Below are 25,298 nucleotides of genomic sequence, written 5' to 3' on the forward strand. Positions count from 1 at the left end.
TCTTTGTGTGAGGATGCTCACGGTCGTCGTCGTGCCCCGCGGTTCGCGCCGACACCGCTCGCATCCTAACGCGGGAGCACGGACCCCCCCCTGGGGCGCTCCCATTCCTCTCATCAACGGAGATCTCGATGGAAGATTGGACCCAGACCCTGGGGACCCTGCCGCTGCTCGGCATCGCTGCCGGCGCGATCGCGCTCATCCTCGTGATGATCATCGTCTTCAAGGTGCACGCCTTCTTGACGCTGATCATCGTGTCGCTGCTCACCGCGCTCGTCGCGGGTGTGCCGATCGGTGCGATCGCGACGACCCTGACCGGAGGGTTCGGCGCCACGCTCGGCACTGTGGCACTCCTCGTGGCGCTCGGCGCGATGCTCGGGAGGCTGATCGAGCACTCCGGCGGGGCCAAGGCACTCGCGGACAAGTTCGTCGAGGTCTTCGGCGAGAAGCGGGCGCCGTTCGCCCTCGGCATCGCCTCGCTGATCCTCGGTTTCCCGATGTTCTTCGACGCGGGCCTGGTCATGATGCTGCCGATCATCTTCGCGATCGCCCGGCGGGTGTCGAAGAACAACGTCCTGCTGTTCGGCATCCCCGCTGCCGCCGCGTTCTCGGTGATGCACGTCTTCCTGCCGCCCCACCCGGGGCCCGTCACGGCGTCCGAGCTCTACGGAGCGAACCTCGGCATCGTCCTGCTCGTCGGCCTCGTCATCGCCTTCCCGGTCTGGTACGTCTCGGGATACCTGTGGGGGAAGTTCATCGCCACGCGCATTCCGCTTCCCGTGCCGAACCTCTTCGGAGAGCTCGACGAGGACCAGCCGACCAACCCGCCCAAGCCGCGGACGATCATCCTGCTGCTCCTGCTGCCGATGTTCCTGATCTTCCTCAACACGGGCCTCACGACCCTCGCCTCGGCGGGCTTCGTCTCCATCGACAGCACGTGGGTGCAGGTGCTGGTCCTGCTCGGCAACTCCGCCGTGGCCCTCCTCATCACCGTCCTCGTGGCGATCGTGGTCCTCGGCCGTCGCCGCGGTGAGAACGGCACGGCGCTCGAGAAGATCGTCGACTCCGCCCTCGGCCCCGTGGCCTCGGTCATCCTCATCACCGGAGCCGGTGGCATGTTCGGTGCGGTGCTCCGCGCGTCCGGCATCGGCGACGCGCTCGCCGACTCGCTCGCGGACCTCGGCCTGCCGATCATCGTCGCGGCCTACATCATCGCCGTCGTCATCCGTCTCGCCCAGGGCTCCGCCACCGTCGCCCTCGTGACGGCTGCGGGACTGGCGGCTCCGGCGGTCATCGCCGGCGACTTCAACCCGGTCCAGATCGCCGCGATCACCCTTGCGACCGCCGCCGGTTCCGTGTTCGCCGGTCACGTCAACGACTCCGGCTTCTGGCTGGTCGGCCGCCTCATGGGGATGGACGTCAAGACCACCCTGAAGACCTGGACCGTGCAGCAGGCGATCGAATCGGTCTTCGCATTCGGGCTGGTGCTCATCGTCTTCGCCGTCGGCTCGATGCTCTGATCCGGCGCCGCCGCACCCACCGCCTCCGACCCCGGGAGAATCCATGTCCTCGCTCTTCGATGTCTCCGACCGGCTCGCGCTGGTCACCGGATCCTCCCGGGGTCTCGGCCGTTCCCTCGCGCTCGCGCTCGCCCGCGCCGGAGCCCGCGTGATCGTCCACGGTCGCGACGCGGCCGCGGTCGAGCGCATGCGCGCCGAGGCGGAGGCGCTGTCCGGTCGGCCGGCGCACGCGGTGGCGTTCGATGTGACGGATGCCGCGGCGGTCGAGCGCGGCGTCGCCGCGCTCCTCGAAGAGGTCGGCACCCCCGACATCCTCGTCAACAACGCCGGCGTCCAGCGCCGCGCGCCCATCCAGGACTTCGCCGTCTCGGACTGGGACGATGTGATCGCCGCCAACCTCTCCGGAGTGTTCTACGTCTCCCGGTTCGTCGCTCCGGCGATGATCGCCCGCGGCTCGGGGAAGATCGTCAACGTCGCGTCCGTCCAGTCGCACCTCGCCCGGCAGACCATCGCCCCGTACTCCGCGTCCAAGGGCGGCGTGGCTCAGCTCACGAAGGGCATGGCCGCGGACCTCGCCCGCCACGGCATCCAGGTCAACGCCCTTTCGCCGGGCTACTTCGCCACGGAGATGAACGCGGCCCTCGTCGAGGACGAGGCGTTCACCGCGTGGCTCACCGAGCGGACGCCCGCGCGTCGCTGGGGCGACTTCGCCGAACTCGACGGCGCCCTCCTCTTCCTCGTCTCCGACGCCTCCAGCTTCGTCTCGGGGCAGAACCTCTTCGTCGACGGCGGGATGACCGCCGTCGTCTGATCCCGAAAGGAATCTCATGCGCGCCGCATTCATCGACGCCCGGCAGACCCTCGTCGTCCGCGAGGTCGACACCCCCGAACCCGCCCCCGACCAGGTGCGCGTCCGGATCGACTACGTCGGGATCTGCGGGTCCGACCTGCACTACTACTTCGAGGGCGCGAACGGCGCGTACGTCGTGCGGGAACCCCTCATCCCCGGTCACGAGGTGTCGGGGCGCATCGACCTGGATCCCTCCGGTCGTTGGCCCGCCGGAACGCCCGTCACCGTTCACCCGGCGACCTTCGGCGATCCGGCGCCGTCCCTGCCGGACGCCCCGCACCTGTGGCCCAACGGGGCCTACCTGGGGAGCGCGTCCACGTGGCCGCACACCCAGGGCGGTCTCGCCGAGCACCTCGTCGTCGATCGCGCGATGATCCGCGTCCTCCCGGGGTCGCTGCCGGTGCGTCGTGCGGTCCTCGCGGAACCGCTCGCGGTGGCGTTGCACGCCCTGTCCCGTGCGGGGGACGTCTCGGGCGCGCGCGTCCTCGTCACCGGCTCCGGCCCGATCGGCCTGCTGGCCGTCGCCGCCGCGATCGACGCGGGTGCGGGCTCGGTGACCGCGACCGACGTGCTCCCGGGGCCTCTTGCGCGGGCATCGGCCCTCGGCGCCGACCGGGTCGTGGACGTCTCGGCCGAACCGTTGGATTCCGGTTCCTACGACGTGGTGCTCGAATGCTCCGGCGTCGCGCCGTCCATCTCGGCCGCCCTCGCCGCGGTGCGTCCGCGCGGGGTCGTGGTGCAGGTCGGCATGGTTCCCGACGAGGCGCGACCGGTCAATCTCGCCCCCTTCATCTCGAAGGAGGCGACGTTCGTCGGGACGTTCCGCTTCGCGGGGGAGATCGATGCGGCGGTGGACCTGCTCGCTCGGCGTCCGGAGATCGAGCGGGTGATCACGCACGTCGTCCCCGCCGACGACGCAGAGCGTGCGTTCGCCGTCGCGCGCGATTCCGAGCGCTCGGGGAAGGTCGTCGTCGCCGTCTGGCCTGAGGGCACCCCGGCCGCAGACGCTCAGTCCTTGTAGGCCGCGCCCTTCACCATCGCCCACGTTGCTCCCAGCGTGGCCACGAGTCCCACCGCGGTGAGCGTGACGATCGACCACAGGACGAGGTGCGAGGCGAATCCGTATTCCATGGGTGTTCCTCCGGAGGATAGGGGGCGTCCTCCATGCTACCGGCGGCGCTGGTAGAGTAGACCCTTGGATCCTCGGCGAGGGAGACCGGTGCCCGCGTGTGCGGGTGCGGTCACCGTGATCGACGCGGGTGGCGCAGGCTGTCGGCGTGCCTCACGTGTGCGAGTGACGAGAGATCCCCGCAGACCCCTGGGCCGGCCGCACGCGCGGGCCCTCGATCAAGACGGGCCATGCCCGTGAGGAGAGAACATGTCGACTGAGACCGACCCCAAGGTCCACGCCGAGCTTCGCGAGAACTTCGGAAAGGGTTTCGCCCGCCGCCTCCGCGCCGCCGGCAAGATCCCCGCCGTCATCTACGGTCACGGCACCGACCCCGTGCACGTGGCCCTCCCCGGGCACCAGGTGTCGCTGCTGATCCGTCGCGCGAACGCCCTGTTGGAGCTCGACGTCAACGGCACGCAGCACCTCACGCTCGTCAAGGACGTGCAGAAGGACCCCGTGCACCAGATCATCGAGCACATCGACCTGCTCGTGGTCAAGAAGGGCGAGAAGGTCGAGGTCGACGTCCCCGTCGTCGTCGTGGGCGAGCCCTTCCCCGGCACCATCGCGAACCTCGACGCCGCCACGATCGCGCTCGAGGTCGAGGCCACCCACATCCCGCAGAACGTCGAGGTCGACGTCGAGGGTCTCGAGGACGGCACGCACATCACCGCGGCCGACCTCACGCTCCCGAAGGGCGCGAGCCTGGCCGTCGAGGGCGAGACGCTCATCGTCGCCGTCGCGATCCCGGTCGACACCCTCGCCGCCGAAGAGGAGATCGCCGAGGCTGACGCCGAGGTCGCCGCCGAGCAGGCCGAAGAGGCAGACGCCGAGGACGCGTCCGAGTAAGGACTTTTCATCACGCAGCGACCCGCCCCCGACATCGTCGCGGGCGGGTCGTCGCGTAGAGGGAGTGGGTGATGGCGGAGACCTGGCTGGTCATCGGACTGGGCAATCCCGGTCCGCGGTACGAGGCGACCCGGCACAACGTGGGTCAGATGGTCCTCGATGAACTCGCCGCGCGACGCAGCGTGGCGTTCCGCGCGCACAAGGCCGGTGCCCGGGTCGCGGAGACCTGGCTGCGTCCCGGTGCGGCGAAGCTCATCCTCGGCAAGCCCAACAGCTTCATGAACGTCTCGGGTGGACCCGTCGCCGGGCTGGCCCGCTTCTACGGCGTGGACCCGGCGCGGACCATCGTCGTCCACGACGAGCTCGACATCCCGTTCGACACGCTCAAGCTCAAGACCGGAGGCGGACACGGCGGACACAACGGCGTGCGTGATGTGGCGAAGGCGCTCAGCAGCCCCGACTTCGTCCGCGTGCGCGTCGGAATCGGCCGGCCGCCGGGACGCCAGGATCCCGCCGACTGGGTGTTGGACCCGTTCGCCGCCGCCGAGCGCGCGCACCTGCCGCTGCACATCTCCGAAGCCGCCGACGCCGTCGAGGACATCGTGGATGCCGGTCTCGTGGCCGCGCAGCAGAAGCACCACGCCCCGAGGCCCTGACGACGCCGCGCCGCGGTCCGATCAGCTGGTCAGACCCGCGCCCGCGGTCAGCCCCGCGGCGAGGAGGATCTGCACGACGACTCCGAAGACGACGGGGCCGAGGCAGGCGATGACGACGGCGGCGATGCCGAAGCCCCGTCCCCGCCGCTTCGCGATGGCGATGATGCCCTGCACGAGGGCCCAGATGCCCAGCGCCGTGCCGGTCCAGAAGGCGATCTCCGCCCACAGCACGTCCCCGCGCACGGGGGTCAGGAAAGACCAGTCGAAGGAGCCGACCATCGCGTCGTCGAAGAGGCGGCGTCCGGTGCCGAGTCCGACCCGGTACGCGGCCACGGCCGCCACGATCGAGGTCCCGACGGCGGCGACGAGGGAGAGCGCGAAGGCGATGATGCCGAACGTCGCGGAGGCCGCCGGCGACGGGCCGGCGGACGCGGGGACGCCGTACGCGGAGTCGGACGGACGCAGCGGATTTCCGTAGGGCGCGACCGGTGCTGGGGCGAGCGCGTACCCGGGGGGCGGTGCGTACCGCCCGCCCCCCGCGTCCGAGCCCGAGGGGGCGGGCGTCGGGCCGGGCGGGGGAGAGGGGATCTGGTCGCTCACGGCTCTCATCCTAGGCGCGGCCCCGTAGACTTCTGCGGTGACAGTTCCCGGGATCCTCCGCGCCCTCGAACAGGCCGAATCGTTTCGGGATGCCGTCGCCGCGGCATCCGTCGACGCCGATTTCTCGCTCGTCGAAGGTCTGGACGCCCCCCTCGTGGCCGCTCTCCTCGAACGACGACGTGCGGCGGGACACCCGCCCGTCGTCCTCGTCATCGCGCCCACCGGGCGCCGCGCGGAATCCTTCGGTCCGGCGCTGCGCTCCCTCGCCCCCGGCGCGGAGATGCTCCACTTCCCCGCGTGGGAAACCCTCCCGCACGAGCGGCTGAGCCCGAGTGCCGAGATCGTGGGCCGGCGCCTGGAGACCCTCGGGCGGATCGCGGAGTGGTCCGGGACCACTCCGCTGGTGATCACCGCCTCCGTGCGGGCCGCGGTCCAGCCGCTGGCCGCCGGGCTCACCGACACCCGCCCCGTCGTGCTGACGGCGGGGCGCCGCGCCCAGGATCTCGCCGACGTGGCGCGCGAGCTGGTGACCCTCGCCTACCATCGCGTGGACATGGTGTCCCGCCGGGGCGAGTTCGCCGTGCGCGGTGGAATCCTCGACGTCTTCCCGCCGACGGCGGCCCACCCCTTCCGTGTGGAGTTCTTCGGCGACGAGGTTGATCAGATCCGCGCGTTCTCCGTGGCAGATCAGCGCTCCCTCCCCGGGGAGATCGCGGAGGTCGCGCTCATCGCCAGCCGCGAGTTGCTGCTCACCGATGCCGTGCGGGAGCGCGCGGCGGGTCTGACGGAGTCCTTCCCGGGGCTGCGGTCGATGCTGGAGAAGATGTCCGAGGGCATTCCCGTGGAGGGCATGGAATCGCTCCTGCCCGCAGTCGCCGATCGACTGGTGAGCCTCGCGGACTATCTGCCCGAGCGGGCCGCGGTCGTGCTGGTCGAGCCGGAGCGCGCCATCACCCGGGCGATCACGCTCAGCGACACGAACCGAGAGTTCCTCGATGCGGCATGGAGCGCGGCGACGGCAGGGGCCAAGACGCCGGTCGATCTCGGGGCGGGCGATTTCCTCTCCCTCCCCGCTCTCCGTGCGGCCGCCGCGGAGCGCGGGGACGTCTGGTGGACGCTCAGCACCTTCGACTCCGGTGCGGCGGACGCCCTCGCGGAAGGCCTGATCGACATCGACGTCGCGCTGGAGCGGTCGGCGACCCTCCGTGTGCCCGGTGCTCCGGTTCCGTCGTTCCACGGCAACGTCGACGGTGCGATCGAGCACGTCGCGGGGCTCCTCGCCGACGGCTGGCGGGTCGTGGTGGCCGCCTCCGGCGCGGGGCTCGTCGAGCGCGCCCGCGATGTCCTCGCGGAGCACGGCACGGCCGCGCGCGTGGTGTCCGACCTCGCCGAGCTCCCGGAGCCGGGCGTCGTCCACGCGGTCGTGACCGAGCTCGAGCGCGGCTTCGAAGTCGCCGACGCGCGCCTGGCGGTCCTCACCGAGTCGGAGTTCTACGGGCGGACCATCGGCGGCGACCAGCGGGTGGTGAAGAAGCTGGCATCGCGGCGGAAGAACGTCGTCGACCCGCTCCAGCTGAAGCCCGGCGACATCGTCGTCCACGCCACGCACGGCATCGGCCGCTTCATCGAGCTCACCCAGCGCGAGGTCTCCTCCGGAGGACGCAATGCGGTCAAGACGACGCGCGAGTACCTCGTGCTGGAGTACGCGCCGTCCAAGCGCGGCTATCCGGGAGACCGTCTCTTCGTCCCCACCGACCAGCTGGACCTCCTCTCGCGCTACGTCGGCGGCGAGACGCCGACCCTGTCGAAGATGGGCGGCAGCGATTGGGCCGCCGCGAAGGGCAAGGCGCGCCGGGCCGTCCGCGACATCGCGGTCGAGCTGGTGAAGCTGTACTCCGCGCGGATGTCGGCCAAGGGCCATGCCTTCGGTCCCGACACGCCGTGGCAGCGGGAGCTGGAGGAGGCCTTCCCCTTCGCCGAGACCCCCGATCAGCTTCAGACGATCGACGAGATCAAGGCCGATATGGAGAAGCCGGTCCCGATGGACCGTCTGCTCTCCGGCGACGTCGGGTTCGGGAAGACCGAGGTGGCCGTGCGCGCGGCCTTCAAGGCCATCCAGGACGGCAAACAGGTCGCGATGCTCGTGCCCACCACGCTCCTGGTCAAGCAGCACACCGAGACCTTCACCGAGCGCTTCGCCGGATTCCCCGTGAGGGTCCGGGCGCTGTCGCGCTTCCAGACCGACAAGCAGGCCGCCGAGATCGTCGCGGGCCTGGCCGACGGCACGATCGACATGGTCATCGGCACTCACCGCATCCTCACCGAGCAGGTGGTCTTCAAAGATCTCGGGCTGATGATCATCGACGAGGAGCAGCGGTTCGGCGTCGAGCACAAGGACGCCTTGAAGAAGCTGAAGACCAACGTCGACATCCTCGCGATGAGCGCGACGCCGATTCCCCGGACCCTGGAGATGGCCGTCACCGGCATCCGGGAGATGTCCACGCTGGCAACCCCTCCGGAGGACCGGCATCCGATCCTGTCCTACGTCGGGGCCCGCAACGACAAGCAGATCGCCGCGGCGATCCGCCGCGAGCTCCTGCGCGAAGGGCAGGTGTTCTACGTGCACAACCGCGTCCAGTCGATCCAGCGGGTGGCCGCCGACCTCGCCGAGCTCGTGCCGGAGGCGCGCATCGCGGTCGCGCACGGGCAGATGGGCGAGCATCAGCTCGAGCAGGTCGTGGACGACTTCTGGGAGCGCAAGGCCGACGTCCTCGTCTCGACGACCATCATCGAAACGGGTCTGGACATCGCCAACGCCAACACGATCATCATCGACCGCGCCGACAAGTACGGACTCAGCCAGCTCCACCAGCTCCGAGGCCGCGTCGGGCGCGCGCGCGAACGGGCCTACGCCTACTTCCTCTACGACGATCAGAAGCCGCTGTCCGAAACGGCGGCCGATCGGCTGGAGACGATCGCCGTCAACAACGACCTCGGTTCCGGAATGCAGGTCGCGCTCAAGGACCTCGAGATCCGCGGCGCGGGAAACCTCCTCGGCGCCGAGCAGGCCGGCCACATCGCGGGGGTCGGCTTCGACCTCTACCTGCGCATGATCGGCGAAGCCGTGGCCACCTTCCGCGGCGAGGAGACCGAGGGGCCCGCGGAGCTGCGCCTGGAGCTCCCCGTCGAGGCGCGCATCCCCGACTCGTACATCGACAGCGAGCGGCTCCGTCTCGAGGCGTACCAGAAGCTCTCGGCCGCGGCGTCGGTCACCGCGAAGGAGGGCGCGATCGCCCTCGTCCGCGAAGAGCTCGCCGACCGGTACGGCGCACCGCCGGAGGAAGTCGAGGGGCTCTTCTCGATCGCCCACCTGCGTCGGCGGGCCGCGCGCGCCCAGCTCGCCGACGTCGTGGCCATGGGGCCGAACCTCCGGATCGCGCCCGCGAACCTCCCCGATTCGATGCGCGTGCGCCTGCAGCGCCTGTACCCGAAGGCGAAGCTCCTCGCCGGCGGAGACGCGCTCGTGGTGCCCCTGCCGACCGCGGACGGCGCCATCCTCACGGACGCGGCGCTCGTGGCATGGGTGGCGCAGCTCCTCGATCAGCTGTGGCCGGAGCCGGAGCAGACCGCCGGCTAGGCGTACGCTGGCGGGGAACGAGGAGGGGACGATGCAGTTCGCACACCTCGGGGCCGAGCCCCGCATCCATCCCGACGCGGTCGTGGCACCGTCCGCCGTCATCAGCGGCGACGTCGTGATCGGACCCGACTGCCAGATCCTGCACGGCGCGGTCATCACCGCGGAGGGCGGCGCGCTCACCCTCGGCTCGCACGTGATCGTGATGGAGAACGCGCTGATCCGCTCCACGGCGACCAACCCCGTCCACATCGGCGACCACGTCCTGATCGGACCGCTCGCGAGCGTGTCGGGGGCGACGATCGAGGACGAGGTGTTCCTCGCGACCGGGACGCGGGTCTTCAACGGTGCGCACATCGGGGCGCGCAGTGACGTGCGCATCGGCGGGATCGTGCACCTGCGCACCACGCTCCCGCCCGAGACCGTGGTGCCGATCGGCTGGGTGGCCGTCGGCGCGCCGATGCGGATCCTCCCCGCCGAGCGTCACGAGGAGATCGAGGCGGCTCAGCGTGAGCTCGACTTTCCGGGCTACGTGTTCGGGCTGGATCGCCAGACGCCGGATCTGATGGTGCAGCTGACCGAGCGTTACGGACGGAGCCTCGCCCGCCACGCCGACGACCGACCGGTCGGCTGACCCGGCGCGGAACGGGCGACCGGCTCAGCCGGTGTTCTGCAGACCCGCCGCGACGCCGGAGACGGACAGGAGCAGCAGACGCTGCTGCTCCGGATCCACCGGAGCTTCCTCGTCCGCGGCGCGCAGCGCCCGCAGGGCCCGCAGCTGGAGGAGCGAGAGGGCGTCGACGTAGGGGCTGCGCATCTTCACGGCGCGCTGAAGGACGGGCTTACCCGCCAGCAGCTCCGTCCCGCCGGTGACCCGGATCACCCATTCCCGCGTCAGCGCCATCTCCGAGCGCACGAGCTCGGCGAGATCGTCGCGGTCTCCGAGATCCAGATACTGCCGCGCGATGCGGTCATCCGTCTTCGCCAGGCTCATCGCGACGTTGTCGACCATCGTGCGGAACAGGGGCCACTCCGCATAGGCGCGCTGCAGAAGACCCTCGTCTCCCACGGCGGCCAGGGCGGAGCCCAGCCCGAACCATCCGGCCAGGTTGATGCGCGCCTGCGTCCACGCGAAGACCCACGGGATGGCGCGCAGATCGGCGAGAGATTCCACCGACAGACCGCGACGGGCCGGGCGCGAGCCGAGGGCCAGCAGGCCGATCTCCTCCATGGGGGTGACGCGCGCGAACCACGGGGCGAAACCCGGGGCCTTGACAAGCGAGAAGAAGCGCTCGCGCGAGGCGACGTCCATGGTCGCCGCGACCTCGGCGTACTTGTCGGCCGCGGCGCGGTTGCGCTCCTCGTTCGACGGCGCGGACGCGGTCAGGATCGCCGCGGCGACCTGGTCGATGTGCCGCATCGCGATCGCGGGGTCGCCGTACCGGGCGAAGATGACCTCGCCCTGCTCGGTGAGCTTGAACCGCCCGTCCACGGAATGCGGAGGCTGGGCGAGGATCGCGGAGTTGGCGGGACCGCCGCCGCGTCCGAGCGCGCCACCGCGGCCGTGGAAGAGGGTGAGTTCGATGCCGCTCTCCCGCGCCCACGCGGAGATCGCGGCCTGCGCTTGATAGAGCGCGAGATTCGCCGCGACCGGGCCGACGTCCTTCGAGGAGTCGGAGTACCCCAGCATGACTTCCAGCCGTCGTCCCGTCGCCTCCAGGCGGGAGGCGAACTCGGGGTGCTCGACGATCTCGGCGAGGATCCCCGGAGCCGCCTGAAGGTCGGCGAACGTCTCGAACAGGGGGATGACGTCCAGCACCGGGGGTGTCCCCTCGGGCCCGACGGCGAAACGCGCGAGGCGGTGCACGGCGGCGAGGTCTTCGGCCGATTGCGTGAACGACACGATGTAGCGTCCGGCCGCGCGGGGTCCGTAGCGCTCCTGGAGGAACGCCACGGAGCGGAAGACGTCGAGGACCTCGTCGGCGAGCTCGCTGCGCTCGCTCCCCGCCTCGAGCTCCGCGAGGACCCGGGCGTGGACCGCCGAGTGCTGACGGACCTCCAGCTCGGCGAGGTGGAAACCATACGTCTCCACCTGCCACAGCAGCTGCTGCAGGTGTCCGTAGGCCTGACGCGCGGCGCCGGCCTGGACCAGGGAGTCTTGGATGACCCGGAGATCGGCGACCAGCTGCTCGGGATCGCGGTAGGCGAGATCCGCATCGCGGGCCCGGGTCGCGGCGAGCTTGCGGGCGATGAGGAGGAGGATGCGGCGGAAGGGCTCGTTGGGCGAGCGCTGGGCGATCTCGCCGGCGGCCTCCTCGTCCGCGGCGGCGAGACGGCGTCCGAGCGCGAGCAGCGCCTCGCTCGGCGGAGTCGAGGCGGCATCCAGCGTCAGGCCCCGCCCGATCCGCTCCGCGGTCCGCTCGAGACCGATGAGGACGTGCTCGCTCGCGATCTTCGCGGCCTTGCGGGTGACCGACGCCGTCACGAAGGGATTCCCGTCGCGATCGCCGCCGACCCAGGAGCCGATGCGGACGAAGGGCTTCACGACCGGCGCGCGGTTTCCCGCGCCGGGACCCTGCAAAGCGTCGTCGACGCGGCGGTAGACGTGCGGGATCGCCGTGTACAGGGTCTCGTCGAAGACCGCCATCACCGCGCGCACTTCGTCGGTCGGGGACGGCTTCTCCGGGCGGAGCGGCGCCGTACGCCACAGCGTGTCCACCTCCTCCAGCATCCGCCGCTCGGCGCGACGCTCGTCGGCGCCGTTGCGCCGGGAGGTCTCGTGCTCGTCGAGCAGGGTCGCCAGACGCCGGATGCTGGAGGACACCGCCCGGCGACGGGCCTCGGTGGGGTGCGCGGTGAAGACCGGGTGGAAGCGCAGAGCCTGCAGCCGCTCGAGTGCCGTCTCGTCGCCGACCTCCGCGGACAGGCGGACGAACGCCGCCGCGACGGAGTCGGACGCGTTCTCGCGTTCGGGGCGGCCGTCGCGCTCCCGCAGGACGCGCACGCGCTGGTGCTCCTCGGCGAGGTTGACGAGGTGGAAGTAGCAGGTGAAGGCACGGGCCACCTCGTCGGCACGCGCGACGCTGAACGAGTCCGCGATCGCGGCGGCCCGCGCGAACGCCTCCGGGGTCTCGTCGGTGTACGCCTGGATCGTCGCGGCGCGGAGGCGCTCCACGTCCTCGAACAGGCCGGGGGAGCCGCTCTCGCGAAGCACCTTGCCCAGGAGCGATCCCAGCATCCGCACATCTGCGCGCATACGTTCGGGTGTCTCCTGACCGGCTTCGAAGCGCCCCACGAGATCGATCGCCTCGGTGTTGGTCAGTTCACGCATGGGTTCCACGCTAGCGCCGCCGCGCGACGCGTTCGTCACGGCGGGCGCTGTGTGACGACGGGGCTACACTCGCTTGCGATGTCGCTCCTGCGCTCGGCGCGTTTTCCCGCCGTCATGCTGCTCTCCGCAGCCGCCCTGGGTCTGATCGTGGCCAATTCGCCGGTCGGGCCCGCCGTCGACGCCGCGGAACACACCTCCTTCGGCATCCCCGGCGTCTTCGAGATGTCGCTCGGCCACTGGGTTCAGGACGGGCTCCTGGCCGTGTTCTTCTTCGTCGTCGCCGTCGAGCTGCAGTTCGAGCTCACCGCAGGGGAGCTGAACTCCGCGCGCAAGGCGCTGCAGCCGGCGATCGCCGCGGCGGGAGGCGTCGTGACACCGATCGCGGTGTTCCTGCTCGTGGCCGGATCCTCGGACGCGTCTCCGGGATGGCCGATCCCGACCGCGACAGACATCGCCTTCGCCCTCGGCGTACTGGCCGTGTTCGGTCGGGGGCTTCCCTCCGGCATCCGCATCTTCCTCCTCGCCCTGGCGATCCTCGACGACATCGTGGGCATCGTGTTCATCGCCGTGCTCTTCACCAGCGACCTGAACCTGGGGCTGCTGGCCCTCGCGGCGCTGACCGTGGTGATCTTCGGTGTGCTCAGCAGGCGGATGGACACCCCGGCACGCCCGCTGCTCATCGGCGTCCTGGTCGCCCTCGGCATCCTGACCTGGGTCCTGACGTATCTCTCCGGTGTGCACGCGACCCTCGCCGGCGTCGCTCTGGGCCTTGCGATGGCCCAGCAGCCGGCGCTCCGGGCCCGGCACGCGCTCGAGCCGTGGGTGAACGGCCTCATCCTGCCGCTGTTCGCGTTCTCGGCCGCGCTCGTGGTCATCCCGCAGGTGACGCCGACGCAGCTCTCGCCGGCGTTCTGGGGCGTCCTCCTGGCCCTTCCCGCGGGCAAGATCGTCGGGATCAGCGTCGCCGGATGGCTGTCTCTGCGGATCGGCACCCGCGGCGTCGCGCCGCACCTGTCCTTCGCCGACCTCCTCGCGGCGGGCACGCTCGGCGGGATCGGCTTCACGGTCTCGCTGCTGCTGTCCGAGCTGGCGTTCTCGGATGAGCCGCTCCTGCGCGATGAGGCGACGCTCGGCGTGCTCGGCGGGTCGATGATCTCCCTCCTGCTGGCCGGAGTGCTCGTCTCCCTCCGCGCGCGGCACCACCGTCGTCAGGCGATCGAGGTGCCCGGGTGATCGAGCCGACGGATGCCGTGCGCGCGGCTGTGGAGACGATGCACCTGGTGCGGGAACGGTGCGCATGGAGCCGGCGCATCACCCATCGGGACCTCGTGCCGTATCTGATCGAGGAGAGCGCGGAGCTCATCGAGGCGATCGAGACGGGGGATGCCGCCGAGATGCGCGAAGAGCTCGGCGACCTGCTGTGGCAGGTGCTCTTCCACGCCGAGATCGCCGCGGGCGAGCGGGGTGAGGCATTCGACATCGACGACGTCGCGCGGGGGCTGTCCGAGAAGATGATCCGGCGTCACCCCCACGTGTTCGGCGACGCGGTCGCCACGACGCCCGAAGAGGTGCTCGTCCACTGGAACGCCGCGAAGGCCGCGGAGAAGAGTGAGCGCACGAGCGTCCTGGACGGCGTCAGCGCGCGGATGCCGTCGCTCTCGCTGGCGCAGAAGCTTCTCGGCAAGGCGGCCGCCGTGCCCGGCACCCCGGTACCCTCGACCGACACGGGCGCTCCGGCGAGCGAGGACGAGCTGGGTGAGGCCCTTCTCGCCCTGGTCGCCGTCGCGCGCGCGGAGGGCTGGGACGCCGAGCGCGCCCTCCGCACCCGTCTGCGGTCCCTCACGGATGACATCCGCGCGCGGGAAGGCCACGCGGACATCGACTGATGCGCGTCGCGCGCCGCGACCTGGGAAGATGGACCGGTGCCCTCCGTGAACGCCCCGCGCGGCATGCGCGACTTCCTCCCCGCCGACAAGGCCCGCCGCGAGCGCGTGCTCGCCACGATCCGCGACCGCTATCGCGCACACGGTTTCGACGAGATCGAGACTCCCGTGATGGAGGAGTACGGACGCCTGCACGCGGGGATCGGCGGCGACAACGAGAAGCTCGCGTACAACGTCCTCCGTCGCGGACTCGACGCCGACGCGGTGCGTGCCGCGGCCGAGGATCCCGCGTCGCTGACCGACCTCGGGCTGCGCTACGACCTGACCGTTCCGCTGGCCCGCTTCTACGCCACCCACCGCGGCGTGCTCCCCGCGGTGTTCCGGGCCGTGCAGATCGCTCCGGTCTGGCGGGCCGAACGTCCGCAGAAGGGGCGATACCGCCAGTTCGTGCAGTGCGACATCGACATCATCGGCGATCCCTCCGCGCGGGCCGAGGCGGAGCTCGCCGTCGCGACCCTGGACACCCTCGACGCGCTGGGGCTCGCCGGGGCGGAGATCCGGATCAACGATCGACGCATCCTGGACGCCATGCTCGAGCGTTTCGGATTCGCCGAGGCCGAGCGTCCCGGCGTCCTGATCACGATCGACAAGCTCGACAAGATCGGGCCCGACGGCGTCGAGCGCGAGCTCCTCGAGCGCGGTGCGGGAGCGGACGCGGTGACCGCCTTCGCCGCCTTCCTCACCCACCCGGCGCCCGCCACGGAGCTCCCGTTCGGCGAGGAGCGCATCCGGGCGGCGCTCCCCGAGGGCATCGACGACGAGATCATCCGGCACGTGGCCGGGATCGGCGCGGCCGTCGCCGCCGCCCGCGGGACCGAGACGGTCCCCGTCGTCTTCGACCCCTTCCTCGTGCGAGGGATGGGCTACTACACCGGCACGATCTTCGAGCTCGCCCATCCCGCCGTCCCGTACTCGCTGGGCGGCGGCGGCCGGTACGACGGCATGATCGGGCGGTTCCTCGGTCAGGACGTCCCGGCCGTGGGCTTCTCGATCGGATTCGAACGCATCGTGGACCTGCTCGAAGAACACGGGGGGAGCAACGCGCCCGCGGTCGTGCTCATCCACGACCGCGACGTGCCGCTGGCGCAGCTCCTCGCGGCGAAGACGCGACTGCTCGACGGCGGGGCGCGCGTGCGGGTGGAGCAGCGCCCGAAGAACCTCAAGGCGCTTCTCGAGCGCGCCGCCGCCGACGGCTATCGGTCGTTCGTCACCCTCTCGGTGGATCAGGATGTCGACGCAGTGGAGCAGCGGCCGCTGAGCTGAGCCCCGGCAGGCGCCCACGTGTGGTCGCCTGCCGTTCACCCGCGCGACGTCTGCATGGGGTCCACTTCGGGGATGCAGGGCACCCGCACGCTCATCCGGGTCTCCGGGGGAGCGGTGATCCTCACCCTCCTCGCGCGCTCGATGCTCGCCCGCCAGGCGGCCGTCGCCCGCCGACGCATCGGGAAGCCTCTCGGGGAGGACGCGCTCGATGCGGACCGCGTCTGGGGCGCACGGCGCCGCGGTGCGCCGCTGCATCTTGTGCTGCTCGGAGACTCGATCGCGGCGGGACTGGGCGCCTCTCGGCCCAAGGAGACTCTCGGCGGTCGTCTGGCGAAGGGCATCTCCCGCGCGCTGGATCGGCCGGTTCACCTGCACACCCTCGCGCAGGTCGGGTCGGAGTCCTCCGCGCTCGCCGATCAGCTCGCCCGGCTGCCGCGCGGGCTCCGCCCGGATGCCGCGGTGATCGTCGTCGGCGGCAACGACGTCACCCATCGACGGCCGGTCGCCCGCTCCGCGGCGCATCTCGCCGAGGCGGTGCGGGCGCTGCGGGAGCGCGGCATCCCTGTGATCGTGGGCACGTGCCTTGATCTCGCGGCGCTGCGCCCCGTCCCGCAGCCGCTCCGCACGCTCGCGGGCCGGTTGTCGCGTCGCCTGGCGTCCGCCCAAGCGCGGGAGGCGGCCCGCGCCGGGGGCGTGGTGGTGTCCCTGCGCGCGACGGTCGGGCCCGTCTTCCTCTCCCGCCCGGAGGAGATGTTCGCGATGGACCGCTTCCACCCCTCGGCTGCGGGGTACCGGCGCACCGCGGAGGCGTTCATCCCGGCGGTCATCGAAGCCCTCCACGACGGGCGGGTTGACGAGGACCGTCCGGTGCCGGTTGGCTGAGGCGATGGCATCCGATATCGACTCCGCGACCTGGCGCCGCGTCGACGCCTACCTGTCGGCGCTGCTCGTGGGGGAGGACCCGGCTCTCGACGCCGCCGTCGCGGCGCAGCGGGCGGCGGGCCTGCCCGCGATCGAGGTCGCGCCGGTCAACGGGAAGTTCCTGCATCTGATCGCGCGGATCTGCGGAGCCCGACGGATCCTCGAGATCGGCACGCTCGGGGGGTACTCGGCGATCTGGCTCGCCCGCGCGCTCCCCGCGGACGGTCTCGTGATCTCGATCGAGGCCGAGCCCGCGAATGCGCGACTCGCCCGGGCGAATCTCGATCGCGCCGGCGTCGGTGCGCGCGTGGAGATCCGCGAGGGGCGCGCCCTCGACGTCCTCCCCACCCTGTCCGGTGAGGCTCCGTTCGACCTCGTCTTCATCGACGCCGACAAGGAGTCCAACGCCGCCTATCTGGACTGGGCCGCGCGACTGGGCCGCCCGGGCACCGTGGTGATCGTCGACAACATCGGTCGCGGCGGCGCGGTCGCCGATCCGACGAACTCCCGACCCGACGTGGTGGGGACCCGGCAGGGCCTGGAAGTCCTCGCCCGCGATCCGCGCTTCGAGGCCACCGCCCTCCAGACGCTCGACGCGAAGGGCTACGACGGCTTCGCCGTCGCCGTGGTGGTGTGACCCTCCTGCGGCGACGGCCCCGCGCCTCTAGAGTGGTCTCGGACCGACGACGCTCCCGATATCCACTCATCCCCGGACATCACCCCTCCACGACACAAGGAGTCACCCAGTGGCATTGATCGAGGCTGTAGGCGCACGCGAGATCCTCGACTCGCGCGGAAACCCGACCGTCGAAGTGGAGGTGCTCCTCGATGACGGCGTCGTCCAGCGTGCCGCGGTGCCCTCGGGCGCATCCACGGGTGCCTTCGAGGCGTACGAGCTGCGGGACGGCGACAAGAGCCGGTACTCGGGCAAGGGCGTGCTGAAGGCCGTCGCGGCCGTCATCGACGAGCTCGGCCCCGCCATCGAGGGCGTCGAGGCGAGCGAGCAGCGCGTCGTCGACGAGATCCTCATCGAGACCGACGGCACCGAGAACAAGTCGCGCTGCGGGGCCAACGCCATCCTCGGCGTCTCCCTCGCCGTCGCCAAGGCCGCCGCGGACGCCGCGGACCTGCCGTTGTTCCGCTACCTCGGCGGCCCCAACGCCCACGTCCTCCCCGTTCCGCTGTTCAACGTCATCAACGGCGGCGAGCACGCCGACAACGGCATCGACTTCCAGGAGTACTTCCTCGCCCCCATCGGCGCGGAGACCTACTCCGAGTCCCTGCGGTGGGGCACGGAGATCTACCACGTGCTCAAGAGCGAGCTGAAGGCGGCCGGCTTCAACACGGCGCTGGGCGACGAGGGCGGTTTCGCGCCGGACCTGCCCAGCAACCGCGAGGGCCTGGACTTCCTCATGAAGGCGATCGAGAAGGCCGGGTTCGCCCCGGGCACCGACATCGCCGTCGGCCTCGACGTCGCCGCCACCGAGTTCTTCTCGGAGGGTGTCTACACCGTCGAGGGCAAGGCCTGGTCGGCCGACAAGCTCACCGACTACTTCGCCGACCTCGTCGCCAACTACCCGATCGTCACGATCGAGGACGCCCTGGCCGAGGACGACTGGGACGCGTGGAAGGGCCTGACCGACGCGATCGGATCGAAGGTCCAGCTCGTCGGCGACGACCTCTTCGTCACCAACCCGCAGCGTCTGCAGCGCGGCATCGACCTCGGGGTCGCGAACGCGCTGCTGGTGAAGGTCAACCAGATCGGAACCCTGTCCGAGACGCTCGACGCGATCGCGGTGGCGACCCAGAACGGGTACCGCTCCATGCTGTCGCACCGTTCCGGCGAGACCGAGGACACCACGATCGCCGACCTCGCCGTCGCGGTCAACTGCGGACAGATCAAGACCGGTGCGCCTGCACGCAGCGAGCGCGTGGCGAAATACAATCAGCTTCTGCGTATCGAAGAGGAACTCGGCGACGCGGCGGTCTTCGCCGGGCGCGGAGCGTTCCCCCGGTTCAAGGGCTGATACGCGCCGGACAGCGTAGGAGAGGGGGAGCCGTGGTGGACACGACGGCTCCCCCTTCCCGTTCTCCCCGACGTCCGCGGCGAGAGGGACGATCGGCGCCGGACGTGCGGGCGTGGCTCACCGGCATCCGGTCGTCCGGTTTCGCCGCCATCATGCTCGGACTCGTCGTGCTCGCCGCCTTCGTCCTGGTCCCGACCATCGGGACCTACCTCGATCAGCGTCAGCGCGTGGCGGCGTTGGAGGCGGCCGTCGAGGTGGGCGAGGAGCGCGTCGCGGACCTCGAGGCGCAGCGGGAGCGCTGGAGCGACCCGGCGTACATCACCACCCAGGCGCGGGAACGGCTGTATTTCGTGGCGCCGGGCGAGGTGGTCTACCTCATCGACAACGATCTCCCGCCGCAGGACGTGCCGCAGGAGCCCGCCGCCGTCAGCGACGAGGTGCAGACGACCCGGACCGACTGGATGGGCCAGATGGTGCGGTCGATCACAGAAGCGGGTCTTTCGCGCACGGTGACCGGGACGACCGGGCCGTGACACGCGTCGGGGTTCGTCGACACCGGCGCCCCCGGCTACCCTCGAAGGCGTGACCACGCCTCCCTTCGCACCCCTGAGCGACCGCGATCTCGTCGTCCTCCGCGCGCAGCTCGGACGCCCGGCGCGCGGCGTCGTCGGCGTCGCCGCGCGCTGCGTCTGCGGGAATCCCACGGTCGTGGCCACCTCGCCCCGACTCCCGGACGGGACGCCCTTCCCGACCTTCTACTATCTGACCCACCCCGCGGCGACGGCTGCGATGTCGACCCTCGAGGCGACCCAGGTGATGCCGGAGTTCGCCGAGATGCTCCGCGACGACAGCGTCTCCGAGGCCTATCGGGCCGCGCACCGCGCGTACCTGGAGGACCGGACCCTCTTCGGCGACGTCCCCGAGATCGAGGGCGTGTCCGCCGGAGGGATGCCCACGCGGGTGAAGTGCCTGCATGCCCTCGCCGGCCACGCGCTTGCCGCAGGCCCCGGTGTGAACCCCATCGGCGATCTCGCCCTGGATCGGTCCACGTGGTCGCCGGACGTGTGCGTATGCGCAGAGCCGGGGCCGGGCGGATGATCGCGCTCGGGCGGTGGATCGGCGTCGGGCTGGCCGCGGTCACGCTCGCCGTCACGCTCGGCGTCGCGCCGGCGTCGGCAGCGACCGATCCCTCCCCGTCGCCCGTTCCGTCGTCCGTGGACCCCGTCCGCGACGCGCAGTACTGGCTCGCCGACTACGGCATCGAGGACGCGTGGCGGACGACGCGCGGCGCCGGCGTGCGCATCGCCGTCATCGACACCGGCATCGGTCGCGGACCGGTGGAGTTCCAGGGGGCGGTGGTGGCCGGGACGGATGTGTCCGGAATCGGCTCCGCCGACGGGCGCACGCCGATCGGCGCCGTGGACGGCAACCACGGCAGCTGGGTGGCCTCCCTGGCGGCTGCGCGAGGCACGGGTCCCGGAACAGGCATGATCGGTGTCGCCCCCGAGGCCGAGCTCATGGCGGTCTCGGTCGGCTTCGGGTCGGCGGCGACGGTGCCCTTCGTGGAGCAGATCGCCGAGGCGATCCGGTGGTCGGTGGACAACGGGGCCGACGTGATCAACATGTCCCTCACCACGAACACCCCCGACTGGGATCCGAGTTGGGACGACGCCTTCCTCTACGCCTTCGAGAACGACGTCGTGGTCGTCGTGGCCGCCGGCAACCGCGGGAGCGGCACCACGGCCGTCGGCGCCCCCGCGACCATCCCCGGCGTGCTGACCGTCGGGGGTGTCGACCCGCGGGGCCGGGCGAGCGTGGAGGCATCGACGCAGGGCATCACGATCGGAGTGGCGGCGCCCAGCGAACGGTTGCTCGGGGTCTCCGCGGACGGACGCGTGGTCGTCTGGGACGGCACCAGCGGTGCCGCGCCGATCGTGGCGGGTGTCGCGGCCCTCGTCCGCGCCGCCCACCCCGACCTCGACGCCGCGAACGTCATCAACCGGATCGTCTCGACCGCCCGTCCCGTCGCCGGCGCCGAGCAGCCGGTCGACCCGCTCTACGGTCGAGGTCTGGTGGATGCCGCCGCCGCCGTGCGGGCCGACGTCCCCGCGGTGACGGCGAACCCGATGGGGAGCCTGTCGGAGTGGATCCGGCTCTACCGACGCGCCGACAGCGGGCCGGCCCCGAGCGTGCCCAGCGAGCCGGTGGAGATCGAGCCGCTGCCCCCGGCGGATGCCGCGGAGCGTGCGGTTTCCCCGCTCCTGCCGACCGGCGAGACGGTGCTCTACGGAACGCTCCCGCTGACGCTTCTCACCACCACCGCTATACTGTTCACGCTCGGCGTCACTGCAGCTGTCCGACGCATCCGATTGGCGTCCCGGACGCCGAGCCGCTGACACCCGAGGAGTACTTCCCACCGTGACGAACACCGTGCCCAAGATCCTGATCGTCGGCGGCGGATATGCGGGCTTCTACACGGCGTGGAAGCTCGAGAAGCATCTGCGCAAGGGCGAAGCCGAGGTCACCATCGTCGACCCGCTGCCCTACATGACCTATCAGCCGTTCCTCCCCGAGGTGGCGGCCGGGTCCATCGAGGCGCGGCACTCGGTCGTGTCGCTGCGTCGCCACCTGTCGAGGACGAAGGTCATCGCGGGCAAGGTGACCGGCATCACCCACGCCGACAAGGCCGCCACGATCACCCCCTCCGTCGGGGAGCCGTACCAGGTCCGGTACGACCAGATCGTCGTGACGGCCGGTGCGGTCTCGCGGACGTTCCCGATCCCGGGAATCGCCGACAACGCGATCGGGCTGAAGACGATCGAGGAGGCCGTCGCCATCCGCGATCGCCTGACGGAGAACTTCGACAAGGCCGCGCTCGTCCCCGCCGGTCCGGAGCGCGATCGACTCCTCACCGTCGTGGTGGTCGGAGGAGGCTTCGCCGGAATCGAGGTCTTCGCCGAGCTGCGGTCCTACGCCTCTGCTCTCCTGAAGAAGTACCCCGAGCTGCGCTTCGAGGACACGCACTTCCACCTCGTCGAGGCGATGGGGCGCATCATGCCCGAGGTGTCGCTGAAGACCAGCGAGTGGGTGCTGAAGAACCTCGCCGAGCGCGGTGCCCTGGTCCACCTCGACACCCAGGTGAAGGGAGCCGTCGACGGCAACGTCGAGCTCTCCACCGGGGAGACGATCCCGAGCGACCTGATCATCTGGACCGCGGGCGTGATGGCGAACCCTACCGTCGTCCGCGGCGGAGACCTGCCCGTCGAAGAGCGCGGTCGCATCAGCGCCCGCGCCGACCTGCGGGTGGGCACCGCCGAAGCGCCCGTCGAGGGAGCCTGGGCCGCCGGTGACGTCGCCGCCGTCCCCGATCTCTCGGGCGGCGGGGTGGGAGGCTTCTGCGTCCCCAACGCCCAGCACGCGGTCCGCCAGGCGAAGCTGCTCGCGAAGAACCTGGTCGCGGTTCTGCGTGGCGAGGAGCCGAAGGAATACGTGCACAAGAACCTCGGCGCGGTGGCGGGCCTCGGCATCGGCATCGGCGTGTTCCAGTCCGGCAAGATCGCGATCAAGGGCCTTCCGGCATGGTTCGCGCACCGCGGCTACCACGGCCTGGCGATGCCGTCCTGGGAGCGGAAGTTCCGCGTGCTCTGGGGCTGGTGGAATAACTTCTGGCTCGGCCGTGACATCGTCAACCTCTCCGCGGTGCAGAACCCCCGCGAGGTCTTCGAGGAGTTCGCCGCCCGCCCCCGTCCGGCCCAGCCCGCGGTGACGCCGCCGGCCGAGCCGCGCGACCACGGCAAGGTCGCGGACCAGCCGGAGAAGGTCGAGGCCGACAAGGCCGCCGCCGCGGGCCGCTGAGGAAAGCGTGACGGCGTCGGTGTGCCGGCGCCCCCGTAGCCCAATCGGCAGAGGCGGGCGACTTAAAATCGCTGCAGTGTGGGTTCGAGTCCCACCGGGGGCACACTCGGGAGGCCTGCGGCTCTAGGGTGGGTCCGATGAGACTCGACCTCGACGCCGCGGCATCCGCCGGTGCGGTGTGGGAGGACGCCCCGCGCTACTGGGCGGACCTCACCCGTGCGGTGGAGGCGCTTCCCGCCCCCGTTGCGGCGGTGCACCTGGGCGCCCTCCGGCACAACGCGCTGGACCTCGTCGTGCGTGCGGCGGGGGTGCCCGTCCGTGTCGCGACGAAGTCGGTCCGCTCCCGCGACATCCTCGACGCCGTCCTCGCGCTCCCCGGGTATCGCGGGCTCCTCGCGTACTCGCTGGCCGAAGCGCTGTGGCTCGCCGAATCCCACGACGACATCGTGCTGGGGTATCCGACGGCGGATCGCACGGCTCTCGCCCGGCTCGCGGGCGACCCCGACGCCGCGGCGAAGATCACGCTGATGATCGACGACGAGGCACAGCTCGACCTGATCGACGCGGTGGTGTCACCGACTGCGCGCCCGGAGATCCGTCTCTCGATCGACGTGGACGCCTCGTGGCGCGCGCCCGCGCTCGGCCACGTGGGCGTGCGGCGCTCGCCCGTCCACGAGCCGGCCGAGGCGGCGCGGTTGGCGCGGGCCGTGGCCGCGCGGCCCGGGTTCCGGCTCGTCGGCGTGATGATGTACGAGGCGCAGGTGGCAGGTGTCGCGGATGCCGGTTCGGCGGCGATCCGGTGGATGCAGCGTCGAAGCGTCGCAGAGCTCCGGGAACGTCGCGCGGCGGTGGTCTCCGCGGTCGCGGAGCGGGTGCCGCTGGAGTTCGTCAACGCCGGCGGCACCGGATCGCTGGAGACCTCGGCAGCCGACACCGCTGTGACCGAAGTGACCGCGGGCAGCGGACTGCTCGCCGGTCACCTCTTCGACGGCTACCGCCGCTTCCGTCCCGCGCCCGCCGCTGCCTTCGCCGTCGACGTCGTGCGGGTGCCGACGCCGGGCGTCGTCACGGCGTCCGGTGGCGGATGGGTGGCGTCCGGGCCCGCGGGAGCCTCGCGGCTCCCGACGCCGGTGTGGCCCCACGGCCTCCATCTCCTCCCGCGGGAGGGCGCGGGGGAGGTCCAGACCCCCGTCGCCGGGCGGGGGACCGCATCCCTGCGCGTCGGGTCGCGCGTGTGGTTCCGGCACGCCAAGAGCGGAGAGCTGTGCGAGCACGCGGAACGACTGCAGGTCGTCTCGGAGGGCCGGGTCGTCGGCGAGGTACCGACCTACCGCGGAGAGGGACGGTCGTTCGCATGACGCGTCCCGGCGGCCGATGGCAGAACTGGGGTCGCACCGAGCAGGTGCGCCCCCGTCGCGTCGAGCGTCCACCGTCGGTCGACGCGGTGCGTCGCGCGGTCGATGCCGCGGCCCGGCGCGGACTGCGCGTGAAGGCGGTGGGCGCCGGTCACAGCTTCTCGGCGATCGCCCTCGCCCCCGACATTCTGCTGGATCTCGACGAGCTCTCGGGGCTCGTCGATGTGGACCGAGAACGGGGCCTGGCGACCTTCGCCGCGGGCACGCGCCTCCACCGGATCCCGGCGCTCCTCGCGCCGTACGGTCTCGCGATGGAGAACCTCGGCGACATCGATCGGCAGAGCCTCGCCGGCGCCATCAGCACCGGCACCCACGGCACCGGCATCCGACTCGGCGGCCTGGGGAGCCAGGTCGCCGGGATGTCCCTCGTCACGGCCGACGGGGAACGGGTCACGGTCACGGAGGAGGACGGCGAACTGCTCGATGCGGTCGCCGTCTCGCTGGGCGCCCTCGGTGTCATCGTCGAGGTGACGCTGCGATGCGTCCCCGCATTCGTGCTGGCCGCGCGCGAGCGTCCCGAGCCCCTGCAGGAGGTCTGCGACGACCTCGCCGCACGCGCCGAGCGGGACGACCATTTCGAGTTCTACTGGTTTCCGGGAACCGACCTCGCGCTGACGAAGGCCCAGCAGCGGCACCCCGCTGACACGCCCACCCGCCCGTTGTCGGCCGGAGCACGGTTCCTCGAGGACGTCGTGGTCGGCGGGGTGCTCCATCGGGTGGCGTGCGCGACGGGAGCGCTGCTTCCCGCCAGTGTCCCCGCCCTCAACCGTGTGTCGACGCGGGTGTGGGGCGGCAGGGACTTCTCCGACGCCTCCGCGGCGGTGTTCGCGACCCGTCGGTCGGTGCGCTTCGCGGAAATGGAATACGCCGTCCCGATCGAGCGGCTCGTGCCCGCGTTCGAAGCGGTGCGCGATCTGATCCGGCGGCGTGGATGGCGGATCTCCTTCCCCATCGAGGTGCGCACGGCCGCCGCGGATCTGGCGTGGATGTCCACCTCGCACGGGCGCGAGAGCGGCTATATCGCCGTGCATCGGTATTGGCGCGAGGATCCCGGCGCCTACTTCGATGCGGTCGAGGAGATCCTCCTCGCCGAGGGTGGGCGTCCGCACTGGGGGAAGATGCACGCGCAGGATGCGGCGGTGCTGGCATCGCGGTATCGGCGGTTCGCCGACTTCGTCGCGCTGCGCGATCAGTGGGATCCTCACCGGGTGTTCGCCAACCCCTACCTCGACCGCGTCCTCGGTGGGTAACGGCTGGGAGTCGCGCGCC

The 25,298-nt window shown here is 71.3% G+C and carries 22 protein-coding genes and 1 tRNA gene; 20 read left to right on the plus strand and 3 right to left on the minus strand.

Going from position 1 to position 25,298, the window contains the following annotated elements; all coding sequences use genetic code 11:
• Nucleotides 1–128: 128 nt before the first annotated feature.
• The 3 genes from AB0O93_RS04130 to AB0O93_RS04140 are packed head-to-tail and all read left to right on the plus strand — an operon-like array spanning nt 129 to nt 3,388.
• On the plus strand, nt 129–1,517 hold the full coding sequence (locus AB0O93_RS04130) for a gluconate:H+ symporter (RefSeq protein ID WP_363340770.1): 1,389 nt from the start codon (nt 129–131) through the stop codon (nt 1,515–1,517).
• A gap of 43 nt (nt 1,518–1,560) precedes the next feature.
• Nucleotides 1,561–2,328, plus strand: coding sequence for an SDR family oxidoreductase (locus tag AB0O93_RS04135; protein ID WP_363340772.1), 768 nt, complete (start codon nt 1,561–1,563; stop codon nt 2,326–2,328).
• Between the two features lie 16 nt (nt 2,329–2,344).
• Entirely contained in the window at nt 2,345–3,388 is a 1,044-nt protein-coding gene (locus AB0O93_RS04140; RefSeq protein ID WP_363340774.1) for an L-idonate 5-dehydrogenase, read from the plus strand.
• Here AB0O93_RS04140 and AB0O93_RS04145 read toward each other — a convergent pair.
• Complete coding sequence (locus AB0O93_RS04145; protein WP_363340776.1) at nt 3,376–3,498, minus strand: hypothetical protein; 123 nt, start codon at nt 3,496–3,498, stop codon at nt 3,376–3,378. The two genes, AB0O93_RS04140 and AB0O93_RS04145, sit on opposite strands and share 13 nt — an antisense overlap.
• A gap of 247 nt (nt 3,499–3,745) precedes the next feature.
• On the opposite strand from AB0O93_RS04145, the gene AB0O93_RS04150 reads away from it, so the two are divergent.
• Together AB0O93_RS04150 and pth are read left to right on the plus strand one after the other, a co-directional pair.
• Nucleotides 3,746–4,384 carry a 50S ribosomal protein L25/general stress protein Ctc gene (locus AB0O93_RS04150; protein ID WP_363340778.1) on the plus strand — a complete coding sequence of 213 codons (639 nt, stop codon included), beginning with the start codon at nt 3,746–3,748 and terminating at the stop codon, nt 4,382–4,384.
• A gap of 71 nt (nt 4,385–4,455) precedes the next feature.
• Entirely contained in the window at nt 4,456–5,040 is a 585-nt protein-coding gene (pth, locus tag AB0O93_RS04155) for an aminoacyl-tRNA hydrolase (protein ID WP_363340780.1), read from the plus strand.
• Between the two features lie 21 nt (nt 5,041–5,061).
• Here the strand turns inward: pth and AB0O93_RS04160 are convergent, their stop codons facing one another.
• A complete protein-coding gene (locus tag AB0O93_RS04160; protein WP_363340782.1) occupies nt 5,062–5,640 on the minus strand; it encodes a hypothetical protein in 579 nt (192 codons plus the stop codon).
• 37 nt (nt 5,641–5,677) lie between these two features.
• Here AB0O93_RS04160 and mfd point away from each other — a divergent pair, with 37 nt between their 5' ends.
• Both mfd and AB0O93_RS04170 read left to right on the plus strand, forming a co-directional pair.
• Nucleotides 5,678–9,277, plus strand: coding sequence for a transcription-repair coupling factor (mfd, locus tag AB0O93_RS04165; RefSeq protein ID WP_363340784.1), 3,600 nt, complete (start codon nt 5,678–5,680; stop codon nt 9,275–9,277).
• A gap of 31 nt (nt 9,278–9,308) precedes the next feature.
• On the plus strand, nt 9,309–9,908 hold the full coding sequence (locus AB0O93_RS04170) for a gamma carbonic anhydrase family protein (protein ID WP_363340786.1): 600 nt from the start codon (nt 9,309–9,311) through the stop codon (nt 9,906–9,908).
• A gap of 24 nt (nt 9,909–9,932) precedes the next feature.
• On the opposite strand, the gene AB0O93_RS04175 is transcribed toward AB0O93_RS04170, so the two are convergent.
• Nucleotides 9,933–12,605 (minus strand): phosphoenolpyruvate carboxylase, encoded by a 2,673-nt coding sequence (locus tag AB0O93_RS04175; RefSeq protein WP_363340788.1) that lies wholly within the window; start codon nt 12,603–12,605, stop codon nt 9,933–9,935.
• A 78-nt stretch (nt 12,606–12,683) separates the two neighbouring features.
• Between AB0O93_RS04175 and AB0O93_RS04180 the strand changes: the two genes are divergently transcribed.
• From AB0O93_RS04180 to AB0O93_RS04240, 13 genes are all read left to right on the plus strand, one after another.
• Nucleotides 12,684–13,838 (plus strand): Na+/H+ antiporter NhaA, encoded by a 1,155-nt coding sequence (locus AB0O93_RS04180; protein ID WP_363340790.1) that lies wholly within the window; start codon nt 12,684–12,686, stop codon nt 13,836–13,838.
• A 38-nt stretch (nt 13,839–13,876) separates the two neighbouring features.
• Nucleotides 13,877–14,491, plus strand: coding sequence for a MazG family protein (locus tag AB0O93_RS04185; protein ID WP_363341006.1), 615 nt, complete (start codon nt 13,877–13,879; stop codon nt 14,489–14,491).
• A 63-nt stretch (nt 14,492–14,554) separates the two neighbouring features.
• Nucleotides 14,555–15,811 carry a histidine--tRNA ligase gene (hisS, locus tag AB0O93_RS04190; protein WP_363341008.1) on the plus strand — a complete coding sequence of 419 codons (1,257 nt, stop codon included), beginning with the start codon at nt 14,555–14,557 and terminating at the stop codon, nt 15,809–15,811.
• A gap of 72 nt (nt 15,812–15,883) precedes the next feature.
• On the plus strand, nt 15,884–16,693 hold the full coding sequence (locus tag AB0O93_RS04195) for an SGNH/GDSL hydrolase family protein (protein ID WP_363340792.1): 810 nt from the start codon (nt 15,884–15,886) through the stop codon (nt 16,691–16,693).
• A gap of 4 nt (nt 16,694–16,697) precedes the next feature.
• Nucleotides 16,698–17,369: an O-methyltransferase gene (locus AB0O93_RS04200; protein ID WP_363340794.1), complete on the plus strand. Its 672-nt coding sequence runs from the start codon at nt 16,698–16,700 to the stop codon at nt 17,367–17,369.
• Between the two features lie 109 nt (nt 17,370–17,478).
• Nucleotides 17,479–18,759, plus strand: coding sequence for a phosphopyruvate hydratase (gene eno, locus AB0O93_RS04205; RefSeq protein WP_053548718.1), 1,281 nt, complete (start codon nt 17,479–17,481; stop codon nt 18,757–18,759).
• Between the two features lie 104 nt (nt 18,760–18,863).
• A complete protein-coding gene (locus AB0O93_RS04210; RefSeq protein WP_363340796.1) occupies nt 18,864–19,292 on the plus strand; it encodes a septum formation initiator family protein in 429 nt (142 codons plus the stop codon).
• A 49-nt stretch (nt 19,293–19,341) separates the two neighbouring features.
• The gene (locus AB0O93_RS04215) at nt 19,342–19,857 is read left to right on the plus strand and encodes a DUF501 domain-containing protein (protein WP_363340798.1); all 516 of its coding nucleotides are present in this window, start codon (nt 19,342–19,344) and stop codon (nt 19,855–19,857) included.
• A complete protein-coding gene (locus AB0O93_RS04220) occupies nt 19,830–21,155 on the plus strand; it encodes a S8 family serine peptidase (protein ID WP_363340800.1) in 1,326 nt (441 codons plus the stop codon). Before AB0O93_RS04215 ends, AB0O93_RS04220 begins: the two co-directional genes overlap by 28 nt.
• 34 nt (nt 21,156–21,189) lie before the next feature.
• Nucleotides 21,190–22,614 (plus strand): FAD-dependent oxidoreductase, encoded by a 1,425-nt coding sequence (locus AB0O93_RS04225; protein ID WP_363341010.1) that lies wholly within the window; start codon nt 21,190–21,192, stop codon nt 22,612–22,614.
• A 29-nt stretch (nt 22,615–22,643) separates the two neighbouring features.
• Nucleotides 22,644–22,717, plus strand: a tRNA-Leu gene (locus AB0O93_RS04230).
• Nucleotides 22,718–22,751: 34 nt separating this feature from the next.
• The gene (locus AB0O93_RS04235; RefSeq protein WP_363340802.1) at nt 22,752–23,972 is read left to right on the plus strand and encodes an alanine racemase; all 1,221 of its coding nucleotides are present in this window, start codon (nt 22,752–22,754) and stop codon (nt 23,970–23,972) included.
• Nucleotides 23,969–25,279 carry a D-arabinono-1,4-lactone oxidase gene (locus AB0O93_RS04240; RefSeq protein WP_363340804.1) on the plus strand — a complete coding sequence of 437 codons (1,311 nt, stop codon included), beginning with the start codon at nt 23,969–23,971 and terminating at the stop codon, nt 25,277–25,279. Before AB0O93_RS04235 ends, AB0O93_RS04240 begins: the two co-directional genes overlap by 4 nt.
• The last annotated feature ends 19 nt before the right edge of the window (nt 25,280–25,298 follow it).

It is taken from the genome of Microbacterium sp. NPDC077184, from assembly GCF_040687055.1.
In the GTDB taxonomy this organism is placed as follows: Bacteria; Actinomycetota; Actinomycetes; order Actinomycetales; family Microbacteriaceae; genus Microbacterium.